We start from the raw sequence: 23,408 nt of genomic DNA, 5'->3' as shown, positions 1-23,408 counted from the left end.
ACTTGATCCGCAGCACAATCATCTTTGTGACCAAGTCCGAGTCAACATTCCATTTGACTCGGCTTATGTTCATTTACTTGTTTTAATCGTGACTTATTAACCGACTTTACGATTCATTTCATATGAGTTTTGCTCAGATGTCACTTCATGAATACGTTGCGGAACACCTTTTTGACCCGCTTTACGGTTCGGCGCCATACCATTGGCCAGCAAGGTTTCTTCAATACTGTTGTACTGCACACCAATGCGGTAGATCTCACGCGCTTCTTTGCCAGTCGCCACTTCACGACCAAGCTCATGGGCAATACGAACAGTTTGTTCAATTTGCTGCACTGAACCAAAACGCTGACCGCGGTGATCAATAATCGTATCTTCATTACCGACACGTGCATGCAAACCCATCGCCATAGACATGGTGTTGAACGGCAGAACATTTTTCAGTAATGATTCTGAAGTTAAGGTACAGCCGTCTGGAACACGGTGAATAAAGTTAAAGAAGTTAAATGGATTTGGACCATCAAAACCACCACCGATACCAATCCATGTCAGGTTCAATGGCCCCATGTATAAGCCTTTACGTACCATACGCTCTAAGGTTTCTAAGCCGTGCATACCAGTTAACTGAAAGTGTGGCTGAATACCATTTTGAGTTAGACGTTTTAAATGTTCGGTCAACCATGCTGGCCCTGCAGGTACAGTCATTTCTGCATACGCTTCTTGAATAGCAGGATGCTCAAGTGATGTGCCTTTTAAGTACTCTGGGTACAACAGCTCCATAATATTCATTTGCGTGGTGTTAACTGCAACCGTCACCTGATCAGGTTTCGGAGTCAGTTCTGCCAACATATGACGAGTATCATCACTGAGCCAAAGTGCAGCTTCACCTTCACTTTCAGGCGCAAATGAAATTGAGCCACCGACCTGAATAATCATGTCAGGTACCGCTTCACGCACCCCTGCAATTAGCTCATTGAACTTAGACAAACGCTTTGAGCCTTTACCATCCAGTTCACGTACATGCAAATGCAGTACAGTTGCACCCGCCTCATAGCACTCCACTGCTTTTTGGATTTGCTCGTCCATCGTGACAGGAATGTCTTCTGGAAAATCTTCTGGCATCCACTCTGGGCCATAAGGCGCAACCGTAATAACCACTTTATCCATGTTTTCTGGGTGCAAAGAATCGTCAAAGAATTGCATGTGCATCTCCCTTTATAGTGTTTAAATTGTGAGTTTCTTTAAATGTTTTAGTTTTCAAACTTAGTAAGTCTGGTCGCCAATAATGCCCGCGCGTTCCATTTTGCGGTGGCATGCAGGATAGTCCATCACGGCATAATGCTGTGTGCTACGGTTATCCCAAATAGCAATACTGTTTGGCTTCCAGCGCCAACGAACTTGGTACTCTGGAATGGAGGCTTGTGAAATGAGGTAACGTAGTAAATCAGCTGCGCCTGGATTAGCATCTTGCCCAAAACGAACACGCTCTTTGGTATGGTAATTGGTAAAATGAGTAGTAAATGCATTCACATACAGGATTTTTTCGCCTGTTTCTGGGTGAGTACGCACTACTGGATGTTCAGCATCTGGAAACTGCGCTTTCAATGCTAAACGCTTTTCAATTGGCATTGCTGCACCAAAACTAGCTTCGATACTATGACGTGCACGTAAACCATCAATTTTAGCTTTAATCTCTTCAGGTAAGTTTTCATAAGCCAAAATCATATTGGTCCACATGGTGTCTCCACCGACCTGTGGCGCTTCGACACAACGTAATACGCAACCCATTGGGGGAATTTCACGCCAGCTGGCATCGCTATGCCACGCATTTTCATAACGATCGATCGGACTATCTGGGCTTTTATAAATTTGCACCAAACCCGGGTGATCTGGGTGACTCCCTACCGCAGGATGGTCTTCCAACTGCCCAAAACGCTCTGCAAATGCCACATGTTCAGCACGAGTTAAATCTTGATCTCGAAAAAACAACACTCGATGCTTAAGAAGGTTCGAGCGAATTTCACTAAATAAATCTTGATCGTGAATCGCATCTGCCAAATTTATGCCGCTGAGCTCTGCGCCAATATTGCAGCTTAATTGTTCAATTTGCATAAGAAATCCTTTCTAATAACAAACTTAAATAACGAAAATAGATGAACCCGTTGTTTTACGTGCCTCTAAATCACGGTGTGCTTGTACGGCATCTTTAAGTTCATAACGTTGATTAATTTCAATTTTGATTCGACCACTTGCAACATGGTCAAACAGCTCGTTGGCCAAAGCTTGCTTTTCAGCTGGGTCAGCAATGTAATCCGCCAGCGCTGGGCGGGTGATATAAAGCGAGCCTTTCATGGCAAGTAGCACTGGATTGAAATCTGGAATCGGCCCTGATGCCGTACCCACGCACACCATTAAACCGCGACGCTTTAATGAATCTAATGACGACATAAAAGTGTCTTTGCCCACACTATCAAAGACCACATTGACACCGACGCCTTGAGTTAATTCGCGCACACGCTCCGCCACATTTTCATGGCTATAGTTAATGACATGGTCACAACCATATGCTTTTGCTATCGCTGCTTTTTCGTCAGATGACGTTGTACCAATCACGGTTAAACCGAGTAATTTTGCCCACTGTGCAACAATCAATCCCACACCGCCTGCCGCGGCATGCAATAAAATTGTGTCACCTTTTTTAAAATCATAAATACGACGCATGAGATAGGCAGACGTCAAACCGCGCATGGTCATGGCAGCCGCAGTTTCACATGAGATACCTTCAGGAAGTTTGATCAGAACATTTGCGTCAATTAATCGTGATGTGCTGTAAGCACCCAAGGTATTTAAAAAGCCGGTATAAGTGACACGGTCGCCCACTTGAAAGTCGGTAACACCCTCACCTACGGCCTCAATCACACCAGAAGCCTCTACGCCCATGCCATTTGGCAGCGGAATTTGGTATGTACCATCACGGAAATAGGTGTCAGCATAATTTAGCCCTACTGCCACATGACGTAGAAGAACTTGCCCTGCGGCTGGCTTTCCTACTTCTATATCTTCGTAGCGCATTACTTCAGGAACACCCGATCCATAGAATCGTATTGCTTTATTCGACGTCATTTTTCTATCCATGCTATATTTTTATTCAGTGATTAATCACACATCAAAACTACAACACTCAATAGAGCAACACTTTACATAAGGCGACATTCACTTAGCATTTTACGACATCGTAATGCAGTTAGACTATCCAAACCGCTTAAGGCTTTCACACATAAACAATTTAAAATCAATTACTTTTGTTATAACCATTATTTATCTGAATACTTATATGGTTACATTTGAAATGAATGCTTCGTAGTACAAATTTATTAACTCACGCTGCACTTTAAAGTATCCAGCAACACACCGAATTTGAGCAACAGCAAGTCACTACTAAACGTCCCATGACTTTTTATTTTCAAACTATCTTAGACCCCGATACTAAAAAAAGAGATAAGAATGAGATGATTTAGCAGGTATGACTCTCTCGACAAGGCACGAGGTACAGATTCTTCCAAGTGCTGAACTAATGTGGATTAAACAAAAGCTCATGGGATACGAAGACCGAATGGCTTAAATAATGAAATACCACGCTGGAACTTTCTTTTATTGAAACAGTTCCATTTTAAGTACCATTTCAACATGGTGCTTAAAAGAATGCTGATCTAAGCCCTTTAAGCCGAGTTGATAGATCCCTTCTAAACCACAAACAAAAGCAATCAGCCGCCATGCAATGTCTTGACTAGAACTTACTGTAGAAACTTTAAATTCTTGCTGAGTAATCCCCTGCTCAATGGTGGCCACTAAAGAGTTATGCCATTGTTCCATTGTTACGTTATAAGCTTTTTTAATTTCCTGATCCTGTTCAATTAAAATCTCAGCCTCATTCCATAAACGTAAATAAGGTTGTGTTTGTTCAATATTTTCAATGCCGAGCAATAAAAATAGGCGTTCAAGACTACTATTGGTTGTGATTTGATCTTCTACTTGATCGAGTTGATTCATCAACTCAATAAATACTTCAGCTTTTAAGTGCGAGCTTGATTCAAAATGATGATGCACTTGCCCTGTCGAAACTTGGGCTTCGGCGGCAATCCTACGCACAGTTAAACCATTAAGACCTTCTAGTAGTGCTACGCATTTTGCTGCATCTAAAATCATCGTACGACGCTGTTCACGGTTTAAATAGTTCATTGCATTAGTATTCAACAGAGTTTACAAAACAGATATTAAACAAAGTTGGACACTTGTTCAAGTGTGGATATAATAAGCAAACTTGAACAAGCGTCCAACTTTAATTAGGTGTTTTATGTCCCGTAAATGGGTGATTTTGGCAATCATCGTACTTATTTATTTACCTGTTTCAATTGATGCAACAGTACTCCACGTTGCGATCCCGACATTGAGTTCAACCCTCTCTTTGTCTGCCAGTGAAATGTTATGGGTCATCGATATTTATTCGCTGATTATGGCTGGGCTAATTTTGCCAATGGGTGCATTGGGAGATCGAATTGGCTTTAAGCGCCTGATGTTAATTGGCGCAAGTATTTTTGGTGTGGCTTCATTGATGGCGGCCTTTGCAAATTCAGCTTATATGTTGATTGCAGCCAGAGCCTTTTTAGGTGTCGGGGCAGCCATGATTCTACCGGCAACTTTGGCTGGTGTTCGAAACACCTTCTTAGATGAAAAACAGCGAAATTATGCTTTAGGAGTTTGGGGAACCGTTGGCGGCGGTGGCGCTGCTTTTGGTCCGCTTTTAGGTGGCTTTATATTGGAACACTTTTCATGGGGTACAGTATTCCTCATTAATGTTCCTATTATTATTCTTGTACTCATTTTGACTTTATGGCTGGTCCCTAAACAAACAGTGCAAACCAAACAGCCTTTGAACCTGTTACAAGCACTGATCTTAGTGATCGCGATTTTAATGCTGATCTATTCAATTAAAACATCGATCTACGCTTTTAGTTTTGGGATAGTGTTGGTTTTTGCTGTTGGATTATGCTTATTGGCGGGCTTCGTTCGGCATCAACTCCGTGCAGTTCAACCGATGATTGACTTTAGCTTATTTAAGAATCCTATCATCTCAACCAGTATTGTGATGGCAATGGTTGCCATGATTGCACTGGTAGGTTTTGAATTATTGCTTTCTCAAGAATTACAGTTTGTGTATGGCTATACACCGCTTGAAGCAGGACTCTTTATTTTACCGTTTATGATTGCTATCAGTATTGGTGGGCCTTTCACCAGTGTTCTGATGAATCATTATGGTTTACGTCCTGTAGCGACAGTGGGCATGTTGATGTGTGCTGTATGTTTCTTTGGTTTAGCCATGACCAATTTTGGTACACATTATATTCAAGCTTGGGTATGGATGGTGTTTATGGGTATCAGTGTTGAAATTGCATTATTGTCTTCTACAGCAGCTATTATGTCTGCCGTTTCCCCTGAGAAAGCAACCGCAGCTGGAGCAATTGAGGGTATGGCTTATGAACTCGGGGCTGGTTTGGGAGTTGCTATTTTTGGATTGTTACTTTCATTATTCTATGCACAATCTATTGTTTTACCGGATACACTACCTGCAAATATGCTTACTGAAGCAAGCTCTTCAATAGGTGAGGCGATCTCACTACTTCGACATTTGGACCCAGCGTTGATGCAAGAGCTTAAACAAGCAGCTTCAGACGCTTTTATTCATTCACATAGTAAGGTGCTCACTATTTCCGGCGTGATGTTTTTAATTCTCTCTATCTTTGTTTGGCGAGCTTTACCAGATAAAGTTCAATCTGCTGATTCCTAAATTCTGCATAATATTCATTCACGTATAGTGAAGAATAACGGAGCTTTATACAGACTATTGCATAAAGCTCCGTTAGTTTTTAACATGACTTTATAACTTGAAAAATTTAAATGATAAATAGTCACTAAAATTTTAGACATAAGCTTATTTATAGATCTTCAATTACATTTAGTATTATGACATTTTCAATATTTTTAAGGTCATATTTGATTTTTACTCTTTTTCCAACAGCATATTTTGCAGCGTCACTTTTTCTCATGATAACTTTAAATTTATCAGTGATAGTTTCATTTCCATCGATGTTGAGCCGCAACTGCATAAAAAATAGCGGTTGATATTGAACTTTAATAAGAGAATCTAAGTAATAAACAATTTCAGCCTCTGTCTCTTTGCCTCTTATAAGCCTACAGATCTTATAGTAAATATCTTTTAATAATATTTTCCAGAACACTAATATTACAAGCCCACCAATTATAAACGAGAAAAAAATGAGTAACGGATTCACCAAATAAGCCCTCATAGAAACCAAACTTGCCTTAGCCAATCTCTATATTAAAAAGACATTTAGGAAATATGAGATTGATTCAGATGGTCATAAGTCAGAAATAAAACCTTCAAAATGAAATTCAATGACAAGACAACATTATAAGTATGTAAGCTTTCTGATTTTTTTAATTGCTTACATAGTGCTTACAAGAAATTAACTATAAAAAACCACTTAGGATTAATACACCTAAGTGGTTGATATGTATGGTGGGCCCACACAGACTTGAACTGTGGACCAACGGATTATGAGTTCTACAACCCATACAATGACACACAAGAAAAAAATCAAATATATTTTTATATACAATAAGATACGAAACTTTATTTTTCAACCATTGGCCTTTAAAGTTGATTATAGTATCTTAAATATGCTTACTAATTGCTTATTTTTTTGGTATCTATATGAATTTTACAAAACCAGCAATTGAAAAACTAGAATGCCTATCTGACTCAAAGCCTTCTTTCTATTGGGATAGCTCTACCAGCGGTTTTGGGGTAAAAGTAACCCCAAACAATAAAAAGACATATATCTTTCAGGGACGTGTAGGGTCTACAACACGACGTATAACTATTGGGAATATTAAAGATTGGCGACTAACTGAAGCTCGTGAAAAAGCTAAAGAGCTTGCTGTAATGTGTACGCAAGGGATCGACCCCAAAGTTGAAAAAGATAAACGTATTAAATCAGACCAAGAATATCTTAAGACTGAAAAACGAAAAGAAACTTTATTCAAAGAAGCTTGGAATATTTATCTTGAAGAAAATAAAGAAAGATGGAGAGAACGCACCTACCTTGATCATTTATTACTATCAAAAGGTGGATTTGATGAAATCAAAAAATTTCACTATAAACCTCAGCCTATTTTTGAATTATTAGAAAAAAGGTTATCAGATCTTGATAACAACTTTTTTTCTGAATGGCTTCAGAATAATAATTACCGAGAAACTACAGCTAGTAAAGCTTTCCGTCTCGTTAGAGCCTTTTTAAATTGGTGTGAAGAAGATGATAGATTCCAAGGAATAGCACCTACAAATGCAATTAAATCTAAAAAAGTAAGATCCAAAGTAAAGCCAGTTCAAGCAAGAAAAGATTGCCTCCTAAGAGAACAGTTAGACATATGGTTCTCTACCGTTCTCAATTCTCAAAATAAAGCCTTGGCTACATTTTATATTTGTTGTCTATTAACTGGAGCCAGAAAAGATGAGTTTCTATCACTTACATGGGAAGACTTAGATTTTAGGTGGAAAACGATCCAACTGAAGGATAAAGTTGAAGATAATGGGCGTATTATACCTATGACCAAATACGTAGAAAAATTACTACGTGACTTAAAAAAAACCAGCGATTCATCTTATATATTTAGCAGTAATACCTCTGCGACGGGATACATCGTTAATCCTTACAAAGAATTTAAGAAAATCTGTAATGAAATAGATATTCAGCTAACAATACATGGTCTTAGACGTTCATTTAAGTCATTGGCAGAATGGGTCGATATTCCTGTAGGTGTCACTGCACAAATTTCTGGACATAAACCAAGTGCTTTAGCAGAAAAGCACTATACCGTTCGCCCCATGGATATGTTGCGAGGGCATCTACAGAAGTATGAAAACTGGGTATTAGAACAAGCCAAAATTAGTTTTTAAAAATTAAAATCCATTCTCTCAGAAGAAGAAAATATTGCATTTCTATATTCTTCAATTCATAGCAATTCCGCTATGCACACGAAGGATACTCCTCATGCACATTCAATACAATCGCCCACCGTCATCTCATCCCGGTCCTGGTGGCAACTGGCCAAGTACAACAGGTCGCCCATCAGGTGGTGGCCGTGGTAATGCCAAATAATCATTAAGGGGAGCAATCCCCTTAATCCAGGATTCCCGATGAAAAAGTACAGTAATGACAAAGAGCTGAACAAATTTATTCGGCGACTTATTAAGGATGGTATCGCATCTTTTAGACCAGGCAAAAAACATGATTTTTTGCTTGTAAATCAAATACAAAAGATTACGATACCCGGTACTCCCAGTGACCGAAAAGCCTATTTAAACTTTAAGACAGATATACGCAGAGCTTTACTATGCCAAAGAATACCTTTCCAACAACTATAGAAATTATTCGTGATTTATTTAGCCACATGGATACCAAGAGCCAACTCTCAGAGACGGATTCTAAACACTTAGACGGTTCATCAAACAAACTATTCACATCGCACTATGATGCCGACTTATTTTTAGATCAATTATGCCCAAAAGAGTTTTCAGATCGTACAAATTTGCAGTTCACGACATTGCTTAAATGTAATGTGTTAGACCGCTATAGTGCAATGCTAATACATGCTCGCTTAACTGCATTGATGAATGTTGATTCTATTCGAACTTCACTATGGTCGAATTACTTAGTTCCATCTCTTCATCAACTCATAACCTTTTGCGTTACACAAATGGGCATTACTAAGCACTGGAAAGGCGAAAACTTTATTCAAGAAAGCTTAAGTTATCTAAAAAATAATGATGAAAAATTTGCTCTTTTTTGGAAAAGTGACGATTTAAGTCCTGATGATAAAAATTACATCAGTAAATTTGGTCGCCCAGATGCATTACCTACGCCGTCGACCTTAAAACGCTTATTCTTGACCGACACTGAAGGATCGCAAGCACATTATGAATTGTTGTGTTTTGCACGCTTGCTACAAGCCTTAAAAATTAAATATGGCTTCTCATTGCAACATGGAAACTTTATCCAGTTTTTGGCCGAACAACACAACCAAAAATTGAAGTCTCATCGTATTTCGCAACATGACACCCAAGCACTTACATTTAGAGCGATGGCTAGTGCCAATGCACAAACACATTTTCCTTTTTTGATGGAGATCCCTCTTTCATATCAGAAGTTGACTCAAGTGTTTTTTGATAAAACGCATGTTAAACGTATTGATCAAACCGACACTCGCTTAGCATCAATAGTATATAGCTCAACAGGTGAGACTACTTTTCAACTAAATACATTGATGATAAACCAAATAGATAAGTACCTTACTGAGCACCAAGAAGTAAGTCATCTCCTGCCATATATTCATTGGGCTAAAGCAATTAATTTGGTATATCAATATCAATTTAAGGAAGCACTCGCTGAATATGAACTATGCCTAGATGGTTTGTTATATCGTGATATGCGTTATTTAGAAGTACTACTTAATGAGATACTTTGTATTGCTTCACTTGTGGAGAGCCAAAATAAACTCATTGGAAAGATTTCAAATTTAGCGATCCAATTTGACCTTAAAGTTGGAATCTTTGATCCAATTGAGCGCCCTGACCGCTTTAAAACCGACTTTGTTTTTGAAGAATGGGAAAAAGAAGCAACCCTAGTTGGATTCTTTAAATATTTTACTACCGAGACTTTTAGTGACAACGGTATGGAAATTAAGAAATTAATTCCAAAAATCAGCAAACTAGCAGTTCCTATGGATATTAGCCCTAACTTTAAAAAAGTAAATGTAAGCATTCACATTGATATTGAACAAAGACGTAAATGGCCTCAACTTCACTACTTTGTCGCTATCGGAGATTTTTCTACGGCTAGAAAGCTCATTGAAGCTGGTGCAAACATAAATGCATTAACTTCAAATAAAGAAAGTATTGTGCTTTTGGCATTGAACCACATTGCTGCTAAATTCGATGAAACATACGCATTCATCCAATATGTATTCGAATGTGGTTTTGATAAAGAGCTTTTAAATGAATGCACAGCGAAAAAGCAGACTTGCCCCTTAAACCTAGCTGTTGAGGAAAATATACCAAAACTTGCAAAATTGTTATTAGAGAATGGGGCTAATCCTAATGTTACAGGTCTTTATGGTATTTCCATGCTTTACCAGAATTTAGGTGTGATTGGCATATTGAATGATCATAAAGTTGAGCAAGCAAATGATAAATATCTTGCAGATTCGATTAGACGTCATTCTAACGGTGGTAGCGATATCGAAAGTTATAAGCAACTCCAGAGCCTACCAAGCCATGACCCTAGAAAGGTATTATTTGAGGAGGTGAAGCGAATCTCTCTTGGAGACAAGAAAGTTTGCGATGCCTACGAGATTTTCGAGTTACTTTTACAATATGGTGCCGATCCAAATCAAAATACAGCTCAGTATCCAATCAAAGGCTATACACCCTTCATGCTAGCCGTTGAAAAAGATAATGCTTATGCTGTCGATCTGATGCTAAAGCACGGCGCACAATTGGAACAAAGCTATGTAAAAGCTGATGAGGGACGCCGTGTTTTCTTATATGAGATCGCGGAATTTTTCAAATCTAACCAAGCTAAAACATTAATTGGCATAGCATGATTTATACCCCCCTCTTTTATCTCATCCAAAGAGGGGGATGCTTTATTTAGAAAAATTAGCACTTAACCTATTCAAGGTATCAAGATTAAAGAATTTCATTGACACCAAAATCTGTCGAATTTTAGCACGCTTATAAGCAATTACTTTTTGATATTCAAAAATATTATCTTTTTTAAATAATTCTTGCTTCAACTGTGTTGAGTAAAACAAAGTGTCATACAATCTTCTTATAATATAGTAAATGTTTGTTGATCTTACTTCTTTTAAAGACTGTTGTCTTGGAGTAACTATTTTTCTAGTCGAGTTAGTATCACCTAAAATTCTATTATTTATTTTCACACCACCATAGGCCAACCAAATAAAGATTAAATTTACTAAATTTTTATTTTCAAGTGAACCATGAATTTTTTCAAAATCTGGACCAATTTTAGTTTGACGTTGAAACTTAAAATATGCCTCTAAGAAATCTTCTACCTGGTATCCTATTTTTTCTTTGGAAACCCCATCCCCCATAGACAAATTATTGAACATTTGTTCTACAAAAATATTTTCAGGCAATGAAAAGTTCAAATCAAAATTAATATCATCAAACATTTTTTCAATTAAACTATTTACCTCACAACTGATTCTATAAAATTCATCGAACTCAATTATTGATCGATTTATAGAAGAATTTATAATTATTTTCTCCCATATTGAATCCTCATTATCAATAAGTTTATTTCTCTCAATGTAATTAAATAAAGCTTTATAAGCTCTATCTGCCACCTGCATTATTTGATTCGAATCCAATATTAAATTTTCAGCATTTGGGTTCTGAGATTCTATCCAATCCATTTCATCGGATTCATATTGATGGTATAAAAAATTAAATTGATTTTCGATTTGCAATGTTAATTTATAAACTCCATTTTCGAATGTAGGAGCAATTGTTTCATCTTCTATCATTTTAAGAAGTTCTTCTTTTTTATAAATCTTTTCTTCAAATTTTTTTAAAATATTAAGTCTTTTTTTATAATTACTTCGTGCAATATCTGAAAAATTATTTGGGTTTAATGAGTTATCAAATTGAGCACTAGCATTTTCCAATGATGGCTGATCTAAATAATCGGCTTTTAACTCAAAGCTTAAGGTTCTACGCCATTTATCACTAAACCCCTCATTCAATAAGTCATTTAATACTTTTTTGACTTCTTGAAAAGATTCAGATTGTACTGGAAGTATATCATTTACTTGAGTTGTTTGAAGACTAAGTATAGATGCCATAGCATTCGTTACACTTCTATTTTCCAACTCAATATCACTAAAATTTTCTTTTGACATTTTAATATTCCCATAGTTGTAGGTGGAGGGCAATCCCCCACCTATCCGCATTATTCATTAGCCAGCAGGTTGAAAGTTAAGCCCATCATCAGATTGTTGTTGTAACTGATAACGTGCATTTCTATTTGGCAAGTAATTACTTTGTAAATATAAATGGTAGTGATATATAGCTGTAGCTTTTTGCATAGCGTCAACATATGCTAAACTCTCATGAGTCATAATATCAGTTGCTAATGCATGCAAATGATCTTGTTCTGAGTATGTCTGACGTATTTGATTGAAGTGGTAAACTTCTTTCGCAGCATTCCACGTAGCACTCATTTTTGTCTCCAAAATTATGCTAACAAAATTGTTAGCCATAAAAAATTAACAAAAAATTGATCAAACACATAAGTCCAAACTTATATTTTCATTTTTTCTTTACTGTACAGCTAAATATTTGATAAGCGCATCACTCATCCCGACTTCCCAATAATTTACAAAAGGTGCATCATCAATATCAGGCTGAATAACATCATCAATAATTTCCTGAATACTGACCCCTCTATCTAATTCACGTTTAATTGATCTTAATTTAGATTTTAGAGAGGATGTAGCTTGCTTGGCGTACCGACTAGCTAATTTAAAATCTTCAAAATAATTTTCTACTCTAGCTTTATCTATATCCTCCCAATTACTCGGAGCACTTACGTAATATTGAAATTCACCCGGTTCATCTAGATTTGTATCAGCAATGTAGTCTGCTGTTATCCATTGCTCTTGAAAAAATATTGATTTATCAAAATATGGATGTAATGTCTGTTCTTCAGCAGTAGAAGCATAAGAAGTTTTCTTACTATCCAAATTACAATCAAGACAAACGGGAACTAGATTAGATGGAAAAACACTAAACTGTGGGAATTTAGCTTTAGGCAAAAAATGATCTAAATTTTTGGGAGTACCCAAACCTCCACAGAATGGACAATCTTCTTTAGCAACATTCAATATTGCATCATAAATTGTACGTGTTTCAGGTTTTGATTCAGGAACAAAATAGGTTTCATATAAATGTATATAGTGATCTTTTGTTTGTACACTAATTGCCGTTAAATTATGAAAACGTTTCATTTCCTGATAAGCATATAACTTCCCTTGTTGCGCTTCATTTTCATAACATGCACCATCTAATAAAGCTTCTCTTTTATCAGCCTGAATCGTAGTTTTTAAGTCTTCATTACCACGTAATATTCCACTTATACATTTATCAAGCACATCACCAAAATCATAATCAGGCTTAGCTAGTCTTTTCATTCTTGATGGCCTCTTTCTCTGTCTGCAATCATGACTTTAAGTAAAGCTCTACCTTCAAAACCAATTTGATGATTAAATTCTTCTAGAATCTCTTTATAGTTTTTCCCTTCATTTACAGATTCCTGTAGTAAATTATGGAATCCGGAATGAGTAACCTCCAATCCAAAAATTTCAGTAGTTAAATCACTTACACTTTCAGCAAAAGTTTCAATTTTTGGTCTTGAAAACTCCATATTTTTCCCACGTCTAAATAATTTCCAAACGCAGTTACTTGGAACTTCTTGAAGCACCACAGGCGAGTGAGTTGCAATAATCGATACAGCATTACAATTAACTAGTAAATCTGATAGTGCTCTAACTAATGCTGACAATAAAGGTGGGTGTAAATGTGTCTCTGGCTCATCGAAAAGAATTAAAGTTTTCTCATCCACTTTTTCAACCAGTCGCGGAATTGTCATAAAAACTATTGCATGACCAGAACTCATTCTTGAAAGATAAGGGATTAAAAAAATCCTAAATTTATTCTTTATATATTCACTTTTCTTTTTCTTAGTTTCTAAATCATTCGAATTAATTTGAAATGATTCAGAAACCTCTCTCACTGTATTTCTATATATTGGTAACAATTCTTTTAGGTTCATCATAAAAAAATTTGAGTCAGAACCAAGTTTATCAATTGCATTGATCCACCTTCTTCTCTTTTTTTTATTATTAAAACAATTAATTAAGGAGTCTAAACAATTTTCTCTAAGCTCACCAAAGCTCTTTAAGCTGTCATTTTCATCAAGATTCTTCAGCCCTAGATAATAAAAACATGTTCCTTTAGCCGGATCATTTTGTTCAAGAGGTGGCCTAAATGTGTCAAATGCACTAAATGAAACTAAAAATAATGCACTAAAATAATCTTTACTAATGACTTTTTCACTATAGCGACTCAGATCATAGAAAGTAGCTGAATCATCAGAGCTATTATTCATTATACTCGCTATCATACTATTGATAAGAGTAGTTTTACCAACACCATTCCTACCAATAATTGCATGTAGATTAGTAGATGGCTTAGAACCAACTTCTACATCAAACTCTAATTGAACCCCTCCAATTCTTTCTGTATCAATACTTTTAAATCTGAAATTAAAAGGCGTTAATTCATTACCACCTTCTAGTACATTTTTAAATTGACCTTTTATTGAGGTTAAACTGACATCTCGAATTAGTGAATACCCAAAGACTTCCTCTTTTGAAATAGTATCAATCAAATTAGGCTGATGAACTAAATCATTAAGTGCTTCTAAATATCCTTTTCTACTAAATTCTGAAACATTATTAAGCTTTTTATAGTATTCAACACTTTGGCCTAATGAGAAAAATTTTTCATCTAAAGATTGAAAATATTGATCTAACTTTTTATACGTTGGAAAATCAGTGTCCTTAGGTTGACCCTGATATCCAATTTTAACATCACCTAATTCAACCCCAACACCTTGATCATCAAATAACTTTACAGAAAATTGAGTACAAAAATCATAATCATCCCAATGATCAATTTTTAAGTATGCAACATTTCTACCCTCTGATTTAAACCACTCTCTACTTCCGATAACTATAAAATCCATTTTAATAATGCCCCTTGATATACCCATAAGCCTTTTCAAAAAGCTCTTTATCTTTCCCTAAACCAAACTTATTCAGTGTAATGATCAATGCCTTTTGTACTTCTCGTGGACCACTTACCGAAGTCTGCCAACCATCAAATCGTGTTATTTTCACAATCTCATCAATCTGCTCAACAATTTGACGAATAATATCGGGTGTTTTTTCAGGTCGGGTTTCAATAAATAGCTTCGTTAAAGCCTCTTTATTATCCAGCTCAGTAACAGGTACTTCCCCTGTTTCACGCTCAGCCTGAACAGTTTCTTTCGCTGTTTCAAGCAAACCTTTTAACCAATCAATAGCCTTGATTACCCCTGCTTCATAATCTTGACGGAGCTTTTCTAACCGCTCACCAAGTTGAACGAAACGCGGATCATCATGGCCTCTTAATCGACCTAAAAGATTAATCTCAAGCTGACTTGCACGGCGCTCCTGCTCTTTCTCAGTCAATGTAAAGATTGCATGTTCATCCATGGTCAGTGAACTAATGTCATCACGAATACGGTTTACATCGGTATTTTCATGAATCATTTGTATCACTTGTGGTCCAAGTGCTGCCCAAATTAATGAACCTGTACCCGTTGCAGGACGAATACTTTCATAAATCTGCGCCAGCCATTTAAAATCTTGTCGATGAGGATTTAAGAAATTATCTGGGTAAATTGCCGTCCACAGTTTATTCACCACGCCAAAGGCACGAGCAAAGTTATCTCGTTTTTCATTGGTAGGCAGGCATTCCTGTGCAGCCATAATGCCTTCAAAGCCTTCCACTGTTCGATCTACACCCGGGAAGAAATCTAGACACTTTTGCAATGCGGGCTGAAATAGCTCTTTAAAACTTTCAATCGCTTCAACCACCTTATCAATATCTTCAGGATCGTAAGCCAGCGCCGTGCGTAAGTTTTCAAATACACCAAGATAATCGACAATTAAGCCCATCTCTTTTTTAACTCCATCTTTTTCATACAGACGGTTCGTTCTGCACATTGCCTGGAGTAAAGTGTGATCTCGAAGTGGTTTATCCAAATACATGCAATAGCAGATTGGTGCATCAAAACCAGTCAGCAACTTCGCCGTCACAATAATGATTTGTAATGGATTCTCTGAATCTTTATAACCTTCTAAAATATCTTTCTGTGTTTGGCTATCAGCATCAATTTTTTGCCAACGCTCAAAATCATCCTTTTCTACCGGCAACTTAAGCTCTTCTTTCCAACGGCGCCAGTCTTTATTGAGCTTTCCTTTCTTATCACCGTCCGTTACTTCAATTGGCGCACGGTCCACATTCATAATGACTTCAACACTGTCCTTACCCAGTTTTTCTTTCAGTAAGTAATACATTTGCACACAAGCCTCGCGATCAAAAACCACCACCATCGCTTTAAGCTTTTTAGGCTTAACATGCGAATTAAAGTGCTCAACAATGTCATCGCTGATTCGTTGCATACGCTTAGGTGCTTTCAGCATTAATGCTAGCTTTCCAGCACGGCGTGAAAGTTGTGCTTTTTGTTCTTCACTTAAATCATTTTCTTTGGCTAATTTCTCAAACTCAGCATCAATCGTTTCACGATCTACACGTAGTTCGGCCAAGCGAGGCTCAAACTTCACAGGATTAGTTGCAGCATCACGAATAGACTGTTTATAACTATATTTATTCATATAGCGTCCTCCGTCTTCCTCCGCACCAAACAGCTTAAAGGTATTTTTTTCTAATGTTGAAATTGGTGTACCGGTTAAACCAAAGAAGAATGCATTTGGTAAGGCCCAACGCATTTTCTCGCCTAGAGAACCTTCCTGCGTACGGTGTGCTTCATCCACCAATACAATAATGTTGTCTCGTGCATTTAAGCCATTAAGATTATCTTGGTCAATTTCTACATCCTGGAATTTAAAGATGGTCGTAATTAAGATGCCTCGACTGTCTTGCTCAATATGCTGTCCTAGCTTCTTACAGCTTTGTACAGGTACAAGATTTTTAATATCTGCACCACCAAAGGTGTCATTAATCTGACCATCTAAGTCTTTACGGTCTACTACTACCAATACAGTCGGATTCTTAAGCTTTGCATCGGCACGTAGCATTTGCGCTGCATACAGCATAAGCAGTGATTTACCAGAACCTTGGAAATGCCAAATCAGACCTTTCTTTGGATAGCCAGTTTTTACACGATGTACAATTTGTGAAGCTGCTTCAAATTGTGGATAACGTGGCAGAATCTTAATTTTGGTCGGTGCTAGGTTCTTGCCAATTTTTACGGACGAATATAGCGTGAATGATTGCAGTAGCTTTAACAACGTATTTGGATTTAATAGCCCTGCTACGCTTTCAAGTACAGATGCCAAGCCCGGTAAAATTTCATCTCGCTGTTCAGTTGTATGCCATGGTCCCCAATCTTTTAGACGTGCATTGATTGCGCCGTAGGCAAATGTTTTACCTTCTGATGCAAAACACAGTAAGTTAGGCACAAAAAAAGGAGCAACATTACTCCAATAATTTTTCGTTCCACCACAGAAATCAGCAGCGCCGTCTTCCCAACTAATTGCCGGACGAGTTGCCGTCTTCATTTCTCCGACAACGAGAGGTATGCCGTTGATGTAAAGCACAATATCAAAATAGGCTTCTGTGGCAGCAATGAAATGCACCTGTTTTGAAACGACATAGTGGTTATTTTCAAGATTGTTATAGTCAATCATGTGAATGGTGACATGCTCACCATTCTCACCAAAAGGTAATGATTTTTCTGATTTCAACCATTCATAAAAGTTTTCATTGGCTTTGACCAGACCTGTATATTTTGCTTCCAAAAATACAGCACGAAGCTTATAAATCACTTCATCTGCATAGTCTGGATTGGCTTGGATGGCAGGGTTGAGTTTAATCAACGCCTGCTTAAGCCAAGTACCCACTAAGACATCCTGCGGAGATTTAGGAATTGTATCCCCCGATACAAATTCCCACTTTACCCCATCTAAATTTTGTAGTTTTTGGACAATTGCTTCTTCTGGTCCATTTGACTCGTTAAACATCCCTACCCCAAATATTGATTTACTAAATTATTTCTTAAATTAATTAAATTGACGCACTTATTATGTAAGCTCTTATCAATATCATCATATAAAGATAATTTCTTTGATATAGCATCCATTTCAGATTTCTCAGGAACAAAAAAGCTAAAGTTCTCTAGATCACTTCCATTAATAGAGTTAATTGTTGCACCTAAATTCATAAAAACTAGTTCTTTATAACGCTTAGTCTGAAATAAATGATATATATATTGAGAGTATTCTGTTCTATATAAAGACATAAATGCTCCATGTGTTGCATATATATCCTCATTAATTAATGCTGTTTTACCAATTAGGTGTTTAGATCCATTCCTAACACAAATTAATATGTCATTTTTTTTCACAAGATTTGCTTGCAATCCTTCATTATCCACATACACATTATCATCCAATGTTAATAACCCATCTTTGATATTAGACGAACGTAAAACTAAAAGAGCATATGTATTGTCTGTAACGTCGGAAGGCGAATAAGTTAATCCTCTTAAAAAAACTCCTAAATCTTTAAGTTTTTTCTTTTTCCAATCATTCTTATAACCAGGTATTCTTTCTTTTCCTTCTAATAGGTTCTCACTCAAATTATTCTTGAATAACTTAAATGCCTCATGAGACAAAGAAGCTTTCTCTATGCACTCTTCCGTTTTGCCCAATAACTCAGCATAAAAATTGGTAGCTGAAATATCCTTAGGTATTAACAACTTAAGCTCTTGAATATCTTTAAATTTTGTACGTGGAGACAAAGAACCATTTGATGTCTTAATTGCCCAATTCCAAAACTTCTCTGATTGGATTAAGAAAGGAAGTATTTTCTTAAATAGTTGATTATTTGAGGCTTCCACCACAATAATATCACTACTACAAATACCATCAAACTCAGCAATTGCTGCTTTTTTAAGATAAGGACGACGCTTACCAATTAAGATATGGCCTTTTTTAAAAACACGTGTAAAAGTCGGATTATCTTCAGCAATTAAGCCCCAGCGTTTAATTTTCAAAGAGCCTGAATCTAAATGCTCTAAACCAATATATTTATCATAACCATCTGCAATTGGGTCTTTGGTCGTCAATTTTACTTCACGACAAATATCACCAAACTTTACTTCTTGATATTCCATATTCAAATCAGTACTCATACATCTTGCTCCACTGATTGAACATCTAAGCTTTTTAAATCTTTCATCAAATCTGCAACTAAATCTTTTAACTGTTTACGGTTATCTACCCAATCATCCAAAAGCTGATCCATAGATACCGTTTCTTGTTCTTTCTTTAAAGACACGTATAAGGGAATAGAAAGGTTATGATTGTTTTGACGAACTTCATCTAAATCCACCAAACGTGCAATCTCACTTTCTTCAGGCTTAAAGTAAGCATTGACCAATACTTCTAAGTCTTTTTCAGAAAGTCGACTATGCGCACGCTCTCGTGTCACATGCTCTACACCATTAATAAACAGAATCTTATTTTTTCGTTCTTTGGGTTTATTGGTTCCCAAAACAACAATACAAGACTCCATTGGCGAGTTGTAGAACAGGTTTGGACCTAAACCAATGACGGCATCAATAATGTCTGATTCAATCACTTGCTTACGAATTTCAAACTCTGAATCACGGAATAATACGCCGTGTGGCCATAACATCGCACCACGACCTGTATCCGGTTTTAAACTCTTGATGATGTGCGTATAGAAGCCATAATCGGCACAGCCTTGTGGTGGTACACCATACATATTGCGATGAAAAGGATCTGCTGAGAATTTCTTACGATCCCATTTTTTAATCGAATACGGCGGGTTAGCTAAAATCACATCAAACTGTTTGAGCTGATCATTTTCAATAAACTTCGGCTCACCTAAAGTATCACCACGGCGTATATCAAACTCTTCAATGTCATGTAAGAACATATTCATACGTGCAATCGCCGAGGTCAGCAAATTCACTTCCTGACCATAGAGCTTTACGCTACGCCATTCTTCACCTTTCTCACGCAAATCCATGACTGCATTGAGCAACATCCCACCCGTACCACAAGTTGGATCGTAAGCGGTTTCCCCTGGTTTTAATTCCATGATACGAGTCATGAAATGCACCACAGTACGGTTGGTATAGAATTCTGCCGCCGTATGACCTGAGTCATCTGCAAATTTCTTAATTAAGTATTCATAAGCCTGACCAAGATCGTCTTGCTTGACCTTATGTAAACCCAAATCAATCTTACTAAAGTGCCCAACCAGATCTTTGAGTAAATGGTCTGGCAGACGTTCTTTATTGGTCCACTGCGCATCACCAAATACGCCAGCTAAACGCTCATTTTTAGCTTCAATCGTGCGTAGTGCCGTTTGAATGGCTTTACCAATATCTTGAGTTGTCTCTTTAACTGTTTTACAGCTTGCTTCGCTCGGAATTTCAAAACGATGGAATTGTAAGAAGCCAAACAGGTCATCGGTACCCATTTCTTTTTTAGCATCTTCAAGCTCGTCATCATACACATCCGACAAACGCTTAAAGAACAGAAGCGGAAAGACGTACTGTTTATAGTCAGAAGCATCAATTTGCCCACGGAGGAACTCAGCAGCACCCCAAAGTAGGTCTTCTAATTTTGCATTTTCATTCGCCATTTGACTTAACCTACATCCTTAATCTTAAAACCTTGGGCTTTTAACAACGTTTCCAACTCTTGCTCAGCTTTTTCTAAATCTGCCATTTTGTTGGTGAAATCACTTAAAGCCTGTTCGAGTGTCATAGTCTCTTGCTCTAAAGGCTTTTGAACATAACGTGCAATATTTAAATTAAATTCATTTTCTTCAATTTCAGCAAATGGCACCCAACGTGATTGACCAATCAGCTCTTGATGCTCTTCTTTTGCTTTGATGTAAAGATCATAAATTTCATCAGATTGCTCATTGCTCAGTGTGTTTTGCGCACGGCCTTTAGTAAAGATGTCTTCAGCATTAATAAAGAGCACGGGTTTATTTACTGATGGCCCATCTTTCTTTTGATAAGGTTTTCTATCTTTACGCAGTACTAAAATACAGGCCGCAATACCTGTTCCATAAAATAAATTTTGTGCAACACCAATCACTGCTTCAAGCTGATTTGAAAGCAAAAGCTGTTTACGAATTTCCAGCTCCGCACTACCCCGGAACAATACGCCGTGGGGCAATACAACCGTCATGCGTCCATCATCTTTGACTGAAGCCAACATATGTTGAATCCAGGCAAAATCACCATTAGTTTTTGGTGCTAAGAAAGTCTTGCGTACCAGTTTGGTTTTTTCTGGATCTTCACTGCTTTCATCAGGCTCTTCTACCATATAGACATTTCGTGCATACGAATCTGATGACCACTTGTTATAACCCCATTCTTTTAGGCTAAATGGCGGATTTGCAATTACACAGTCAAATTGCTCAAGCTGGTCGTTTTTAAGGAATTTAGGCTCGAGTAAAGTATCACCACGCACGATCTGAAAGTCTTCTTGTCCATGCAGGAACAAGTTCATACGTGCGATGGCTTCAGTGGTTAGGTTCTTCTCTTGTCCTTTTAAAGTTAAGGATCGTGGATCACCACCATTCTCTGCAACGTGATGAATCGTTTCCAGTAACATCCCCCCCGTACCACACGCTGGGTCGTATATGCTTTCACTTGGCTTTGGATCAAGAATATTAACCAGTAAGCGTACAATTGAACGTGGCGTGTAGAATTCCCCTGCTTTTTTATTAGCTTTATCAGCAAAGCGTTTGATCAGATATTCGTATGCACGCCCCATATCATCATTACGAACTTCATTAACACCAAGGTGATACTTGTTAAAATGACCTAATAACGTAATCAATAGTTCATCTGATAAACGCTCTTTATTGGTCCAGCTCGCATCACCAAAAATGCCATACAAATTATCATTTACTTGTTCGATTTTATTGAAAGCTTCTTTAAGACATTGCCCTACATCCTGTGTTTTAGCAATTACATCATCCCAATGAGAGCCGTCAGGAATATCAATACGATGAAACATTGGTGCTTTAGCCATTTCAGCGTCACCACCAGTTTCTTTAATTGCCTTTTCTAGCTCTTCATCATAAACGTCACAAATACGTTTAAAGAAAAGGATTGGGAAAATGTAGGTCTTATAGTCAGACGCATCTATCGGACCAGTAATGATATGTGCCGCTTCCCACAAATGGGTTTCTAAGTCTTTTAAATCAAGAAGAGTCATGGATTCACTACATTCAATTTGTATAAATACGGATAAATTATTTTTGCAAAGACAAGATGAATTTCTGAATCATCTCTCTTTCTGACTCAGGTAAGCCTTGAATAGATTTTGAAATTGGGTCGGTGCCTAGATCAGAGTATTGATCCGTACGCCCTAAGAGATAATCACCAGACACATTCAGAACAACTATGAGCTTATAAAAATTTTCCAAAGACGGCTTTCGAGAGCCAGCTTCAATATGCGAAATTGAAGTCGATGGAATCCCTGTTTTTTCCGCAATATCCTGCTGCGTCATTTTCCTTTGTGTTCTTATTTCTTTGAGCCTTTTACAAAACAGCTCAGAATCCATCTCAATTAACATAAAACACCATAAATCGACAATATAAACTTGACTATTTAGACAAGTTTGCATATATATATTGACAGTATTTTATTGTCTATTTCGACAAAAAGACATCTTTAAAAGAAATTTAAGGAGGAAAATTATATGAATAGTATTGTATATGCATGAGTGCCTTATCTCGACAATAAAGCACTCATGCTTTTCATTCCAAATGACTGAAATGAAAGATTGTAAAATTTCGACATTCTACATTTGCATTCTTTCATAACAGACGATTTAAGTAAATTCACTTGGAGTCTATTATGAGCAACTCACCTAGCCATATCCCTGTTTTTATTCATCCAGCAATTAAAAATCTGAATGTACGTGAAATTTCTAAAATAATAGCCACAAAGATTATTGAGACCACGGAGCTTCAAATTCAATTTAATAATTATTTTTGTCATCAACTTGGTGTAGCTGATCACCTTAATACTTATCAGGCAGTTACTTACTTTATTGATAATCAGTTTTTTGAAAGATATGGTTTTAATAGATATGGTTTTAATAGATATGGTTTTAATAGATATGGACTCATCAATTTTCATGAAATTTATGATGAACTTTGGAGTGAATTTAAATACAAAGTAAACTATCCAACCTCTATTAGTGAAAGTTGAGCAACATGAACAAATTGACTATAACCAAATGATTTATAAGTAATTTCAAGTTATTCATCATATTGCTCAAACTTATTTATTTTGAGCAATATGAATATTAATATATTTCAATTGCTTACCAC

The 23,408-nt window shown here is 36.9% G+C and carries 18 protein-coding genes; 4 read left to right on the top strand and 14 right to left on the bottom strand.

The window, feature by feature from the left end; all coding sequences use genetic code 11:
- Window positions 1-96 precede the first annotated feature (96 nt).
- The 4 genes from WH214_RS13270 to WH214_RS13255 all read right to left on the bottom strand — a co-directional run bounded on the left by WH214_RS13270 (window position 97) and on the right by WH214_RS13255 (window position 4,236).
- Entirely contained in the window at window positions 97-1,200 is a 1,104-nt protein-coding gene (locus WH214_RS13270; RefSeq protein ID WP_339422861.1) for a 3-keto-5-aminohexanoate cleavage protein, read from the bottom strand.
- 60 nt (window positions 1,201-1,260) lie between these two features.
- Complete coding sequence (locus tag WH214_RS13265; protein ID WP_087014966.1) at window positions 1,261-2,109, bottom strand: TauD/TfdA dioxygenase family protein; 849 nt, start codon at window positions 2,107-2,109, stop codon at window positions 1,261-1,263.
- 24 nt (window positions 2,110-2,133) lie between these two features.
- A complete protein-coding gene (locus WH214_RS13260) occupies window positions 2,134-3,120 on the bottom strand; it encodes a quinone oxidoreductase family protein (protein WP_339422862.1) in 987 nt (328 codons plus the stop codon).
- Between the two features lie 528 nt (window positions 3,121-3,648).
- On the bottom strand, window positions 3,649-4,236 hold the full coding sequence (locus tag WH214_RS13255) for a TetR family transcriptional regulator (RefSeq protein ID WP_339422863.1): 588 nt from the start codon (window positions 4,234-4,236) through the stop codon (window positions 3,649-3,651).
- Window positions 4,237-4,351: 115 nt separating this feature from the next.
- Here WH214_RS13255 and WH214_RS13250 point away from each other — a divergent pair, with 115 nt between their 5' ends.
- Window positions 4,352-5,842, top strand: a complete 1,491-nt coding sequence (locus WH214_RS13250; protein ID WP_339422864.1) for a SmvA family efflux MFS transporter — start codon at window positions 4,352-4,354, stop codon at window positions 5,840-5,842.
- Window positions 5,843-5,990: 148 nt separating this feature from the next.
- On the opposite strand, the gene WH214_RS13245 is transcribed toward WH214_RS13250, so the two are convergent.
- Window positions 5,991-6,347 carry a hypothetical protein gene (locus tag WH214_RS13245; protein ID WP_339993545.1) on the bottom strand — a complete coding sequence of 119 codons (357 nt, stop codon included), beginning with the start codon at window positions 6,345-6,347 and terminating at the stop codon, window positions 5,991-5,993.
- A 443-nt stretch (window positions 6,348-6,790) separates the two neighbouring features.
- Here WH214_RS13245 and WH214_RS13240 point away from each other — a divergent pair, with 443 nt between their 5' ends.
- Both WH214_RS13240 and WH214_RS13235 read left to right on the top strand, forming a co-directional pair.
- Window positions 6,791-8,035, top strand: a complete 1,245-nt coding sequence (locus WH214_RS13240; protein WP_339422866.1) for a tyrosine-type recombinase/integrase — start codon at window positions 6,791-6,793, stop codon at window positions 8,033-8,035.
- A gap of 437 nt (window positions 8,036-8,472) precedes the next feature.
- Window positions 8,473-10,740 carry an ankyrin repeat domain-containing protein gene (locus WH214_RS13235; protein WP_339422867.1) on the top strand — a complete coding sequence of 756 codons (2,268 nt, stop codon included), beginning with the start codon at window positions 8,473-8,475 and terminating at the stop codon, window positions 10,738-10,740.
- 42 nt (window positions 10,741-10,782) lie between these two features.
- Here the strand turns inward: WH214_RS13235 and WH214_RS13230 are convergent, their stop codons facing one another.
- From WH214_RS13230 to WH214_RS13190, 9 genes are all read right to left on the bottom strand, one after another.
- Window positions 10,783-12,063: a hypothetical protein gene (locus tag WH214_RS13230; protein ID WP_339422868.1), complete on the bottom strand. Its 1,281-nt coding sequence runs from the start codon at window positions 12,061-12,063 to the stop codon at window positions 10,783-10,785.
- 57 nt (window positions 12,064-12,120) lie between these two features.
- Window positions 12,121-12,384 (bottom strand): hypothetical protein, encoded by a 264-nt coding sequence (locus tag WH214_RS13225; RefSeq protein WP_163123791.1) that lies wholly within the window; start codon window positions 12,382-12,384, stop codon window positions 12,121-12,123.
- Between the two features lie 99 nt (window positions 12,385-12,483).
- The gene (locus tag WH214_RS13220) at window positions 12,484-13,353 is read right to left on the bottom strand and encodes an HNH endonuclease (RefSeq protein WP_339422869.1); all 870 of its coding nucleotides are present in this window, start codon (window positions 13,351-13,353) and stop codon (window positions 12,484-12,486) included.
- Window positions 13,350-14,969, bottom strand: coding sequence for an AAA family ATPase (locus WH214_RS13215; RefSeq protein ID WP_339993542.1), 1,620 nt, complete (start codon window positions 14,967-14,969; stop codon window positions 13,350-13,352). Before WH214_RS13215 ends, WH214_RS13220 begins: the two co-directional genes overlap by 4 nt.
- Window position 14,970: 1 nt before the next feature.
- The gene (locus WH214_RS13210; protein WP_339422871.1) at window positions 14,971-18,033 is read right to left on the bottom strand and encodes a type I restriction endonuclease subunit R; all 3,063 of its coding nucleotides are present in this window, start codon (window positions 18,031-18,033) and stop codon (window positions 14,971-14,973) included.
- Window positions 18,034-18,035: 2 nt separating this feature from the next.
- Window positions 18,036-19,205, bottom strand: coding sequence for a restriction endonuclease subunit S (locus WH214_RS13205; protein ID WP_339422872.1), 1,170 nt, complete (start codon window positions 19,203-19,205; stop codon window positions 18,036-18,038).
- The gene (locus tag WH214_RS13200; RefSeq protein ID WP_339993539.1) at window positions 19,202-20,689 is read right to left on the bottom strand and encodes a type I restriction-modification system subunit M; all 1,488 of its coding nucleotides are present in this window, start codon (window positions 20,687-20,689) and stop codon (window positions 19,202-19,204) included. Before WH214_RS13200 ends, WH214_RS13205 begins: the two co-directional genes overlap by 4 nt.
- 5 nt (window positions 20,690-20,694) lie before the next feature.
- Window positions 20,695-22,284, bottom strand: a complete 1,590-nt coding sequence (locus WH214_RS13195) for a type I restriction-modification system subunit M (RefSeq protein WP_339422874.1) — start codon at window positions 22,282-22,284, stop codon at window positions 20,695-20,697.
- A gap of 37 nt (window positions 22,285-22,321) precedes the next feature.
- On the bottom strand, window positions 22,322-22,645 hold the full coding sequence (locus WH214_RS13190) for a helix-turn-helix domain-containing protein (RefSeq protein ID WP_339422875.1): 324 nt from the start codon (window positions 22,643-22,645) through the stop codon (window positions 22,322-22,324).
- A 284-nt stretch (window positions 22,646-22,929) separates the two neighbouring features.
- Here WH214_RS13190 and WH214_RS13185 point away from each other — a divergent pair, with 284 nt between their 5' ends.
- A complete protein-coding gene (locus tag WH214_RS13185) occupies window positions 22,930-23,286 on the top strand; it encodes a hypothetical protein (protein WP_339422876.1) in 357 nt (118 codons plus the stop codon).
- Window positions 23,287-23,408 lie beyond the last annotated feature (122 nt).

Source organism: Acinetobacter sp. MYb191 (assembly GCF_037572605.1).
Taxonomy (GTDB): domain Bacteria; phylum Pseudomonadota; class Gammaproteobacteria; order Pseudomonadales; family Moraxellaceae; genus Acinetobacter; species Acinetobacter johnsonii.
This window is presented reverse-complemented; position numbering and strand designations above follow the sequence as displayed.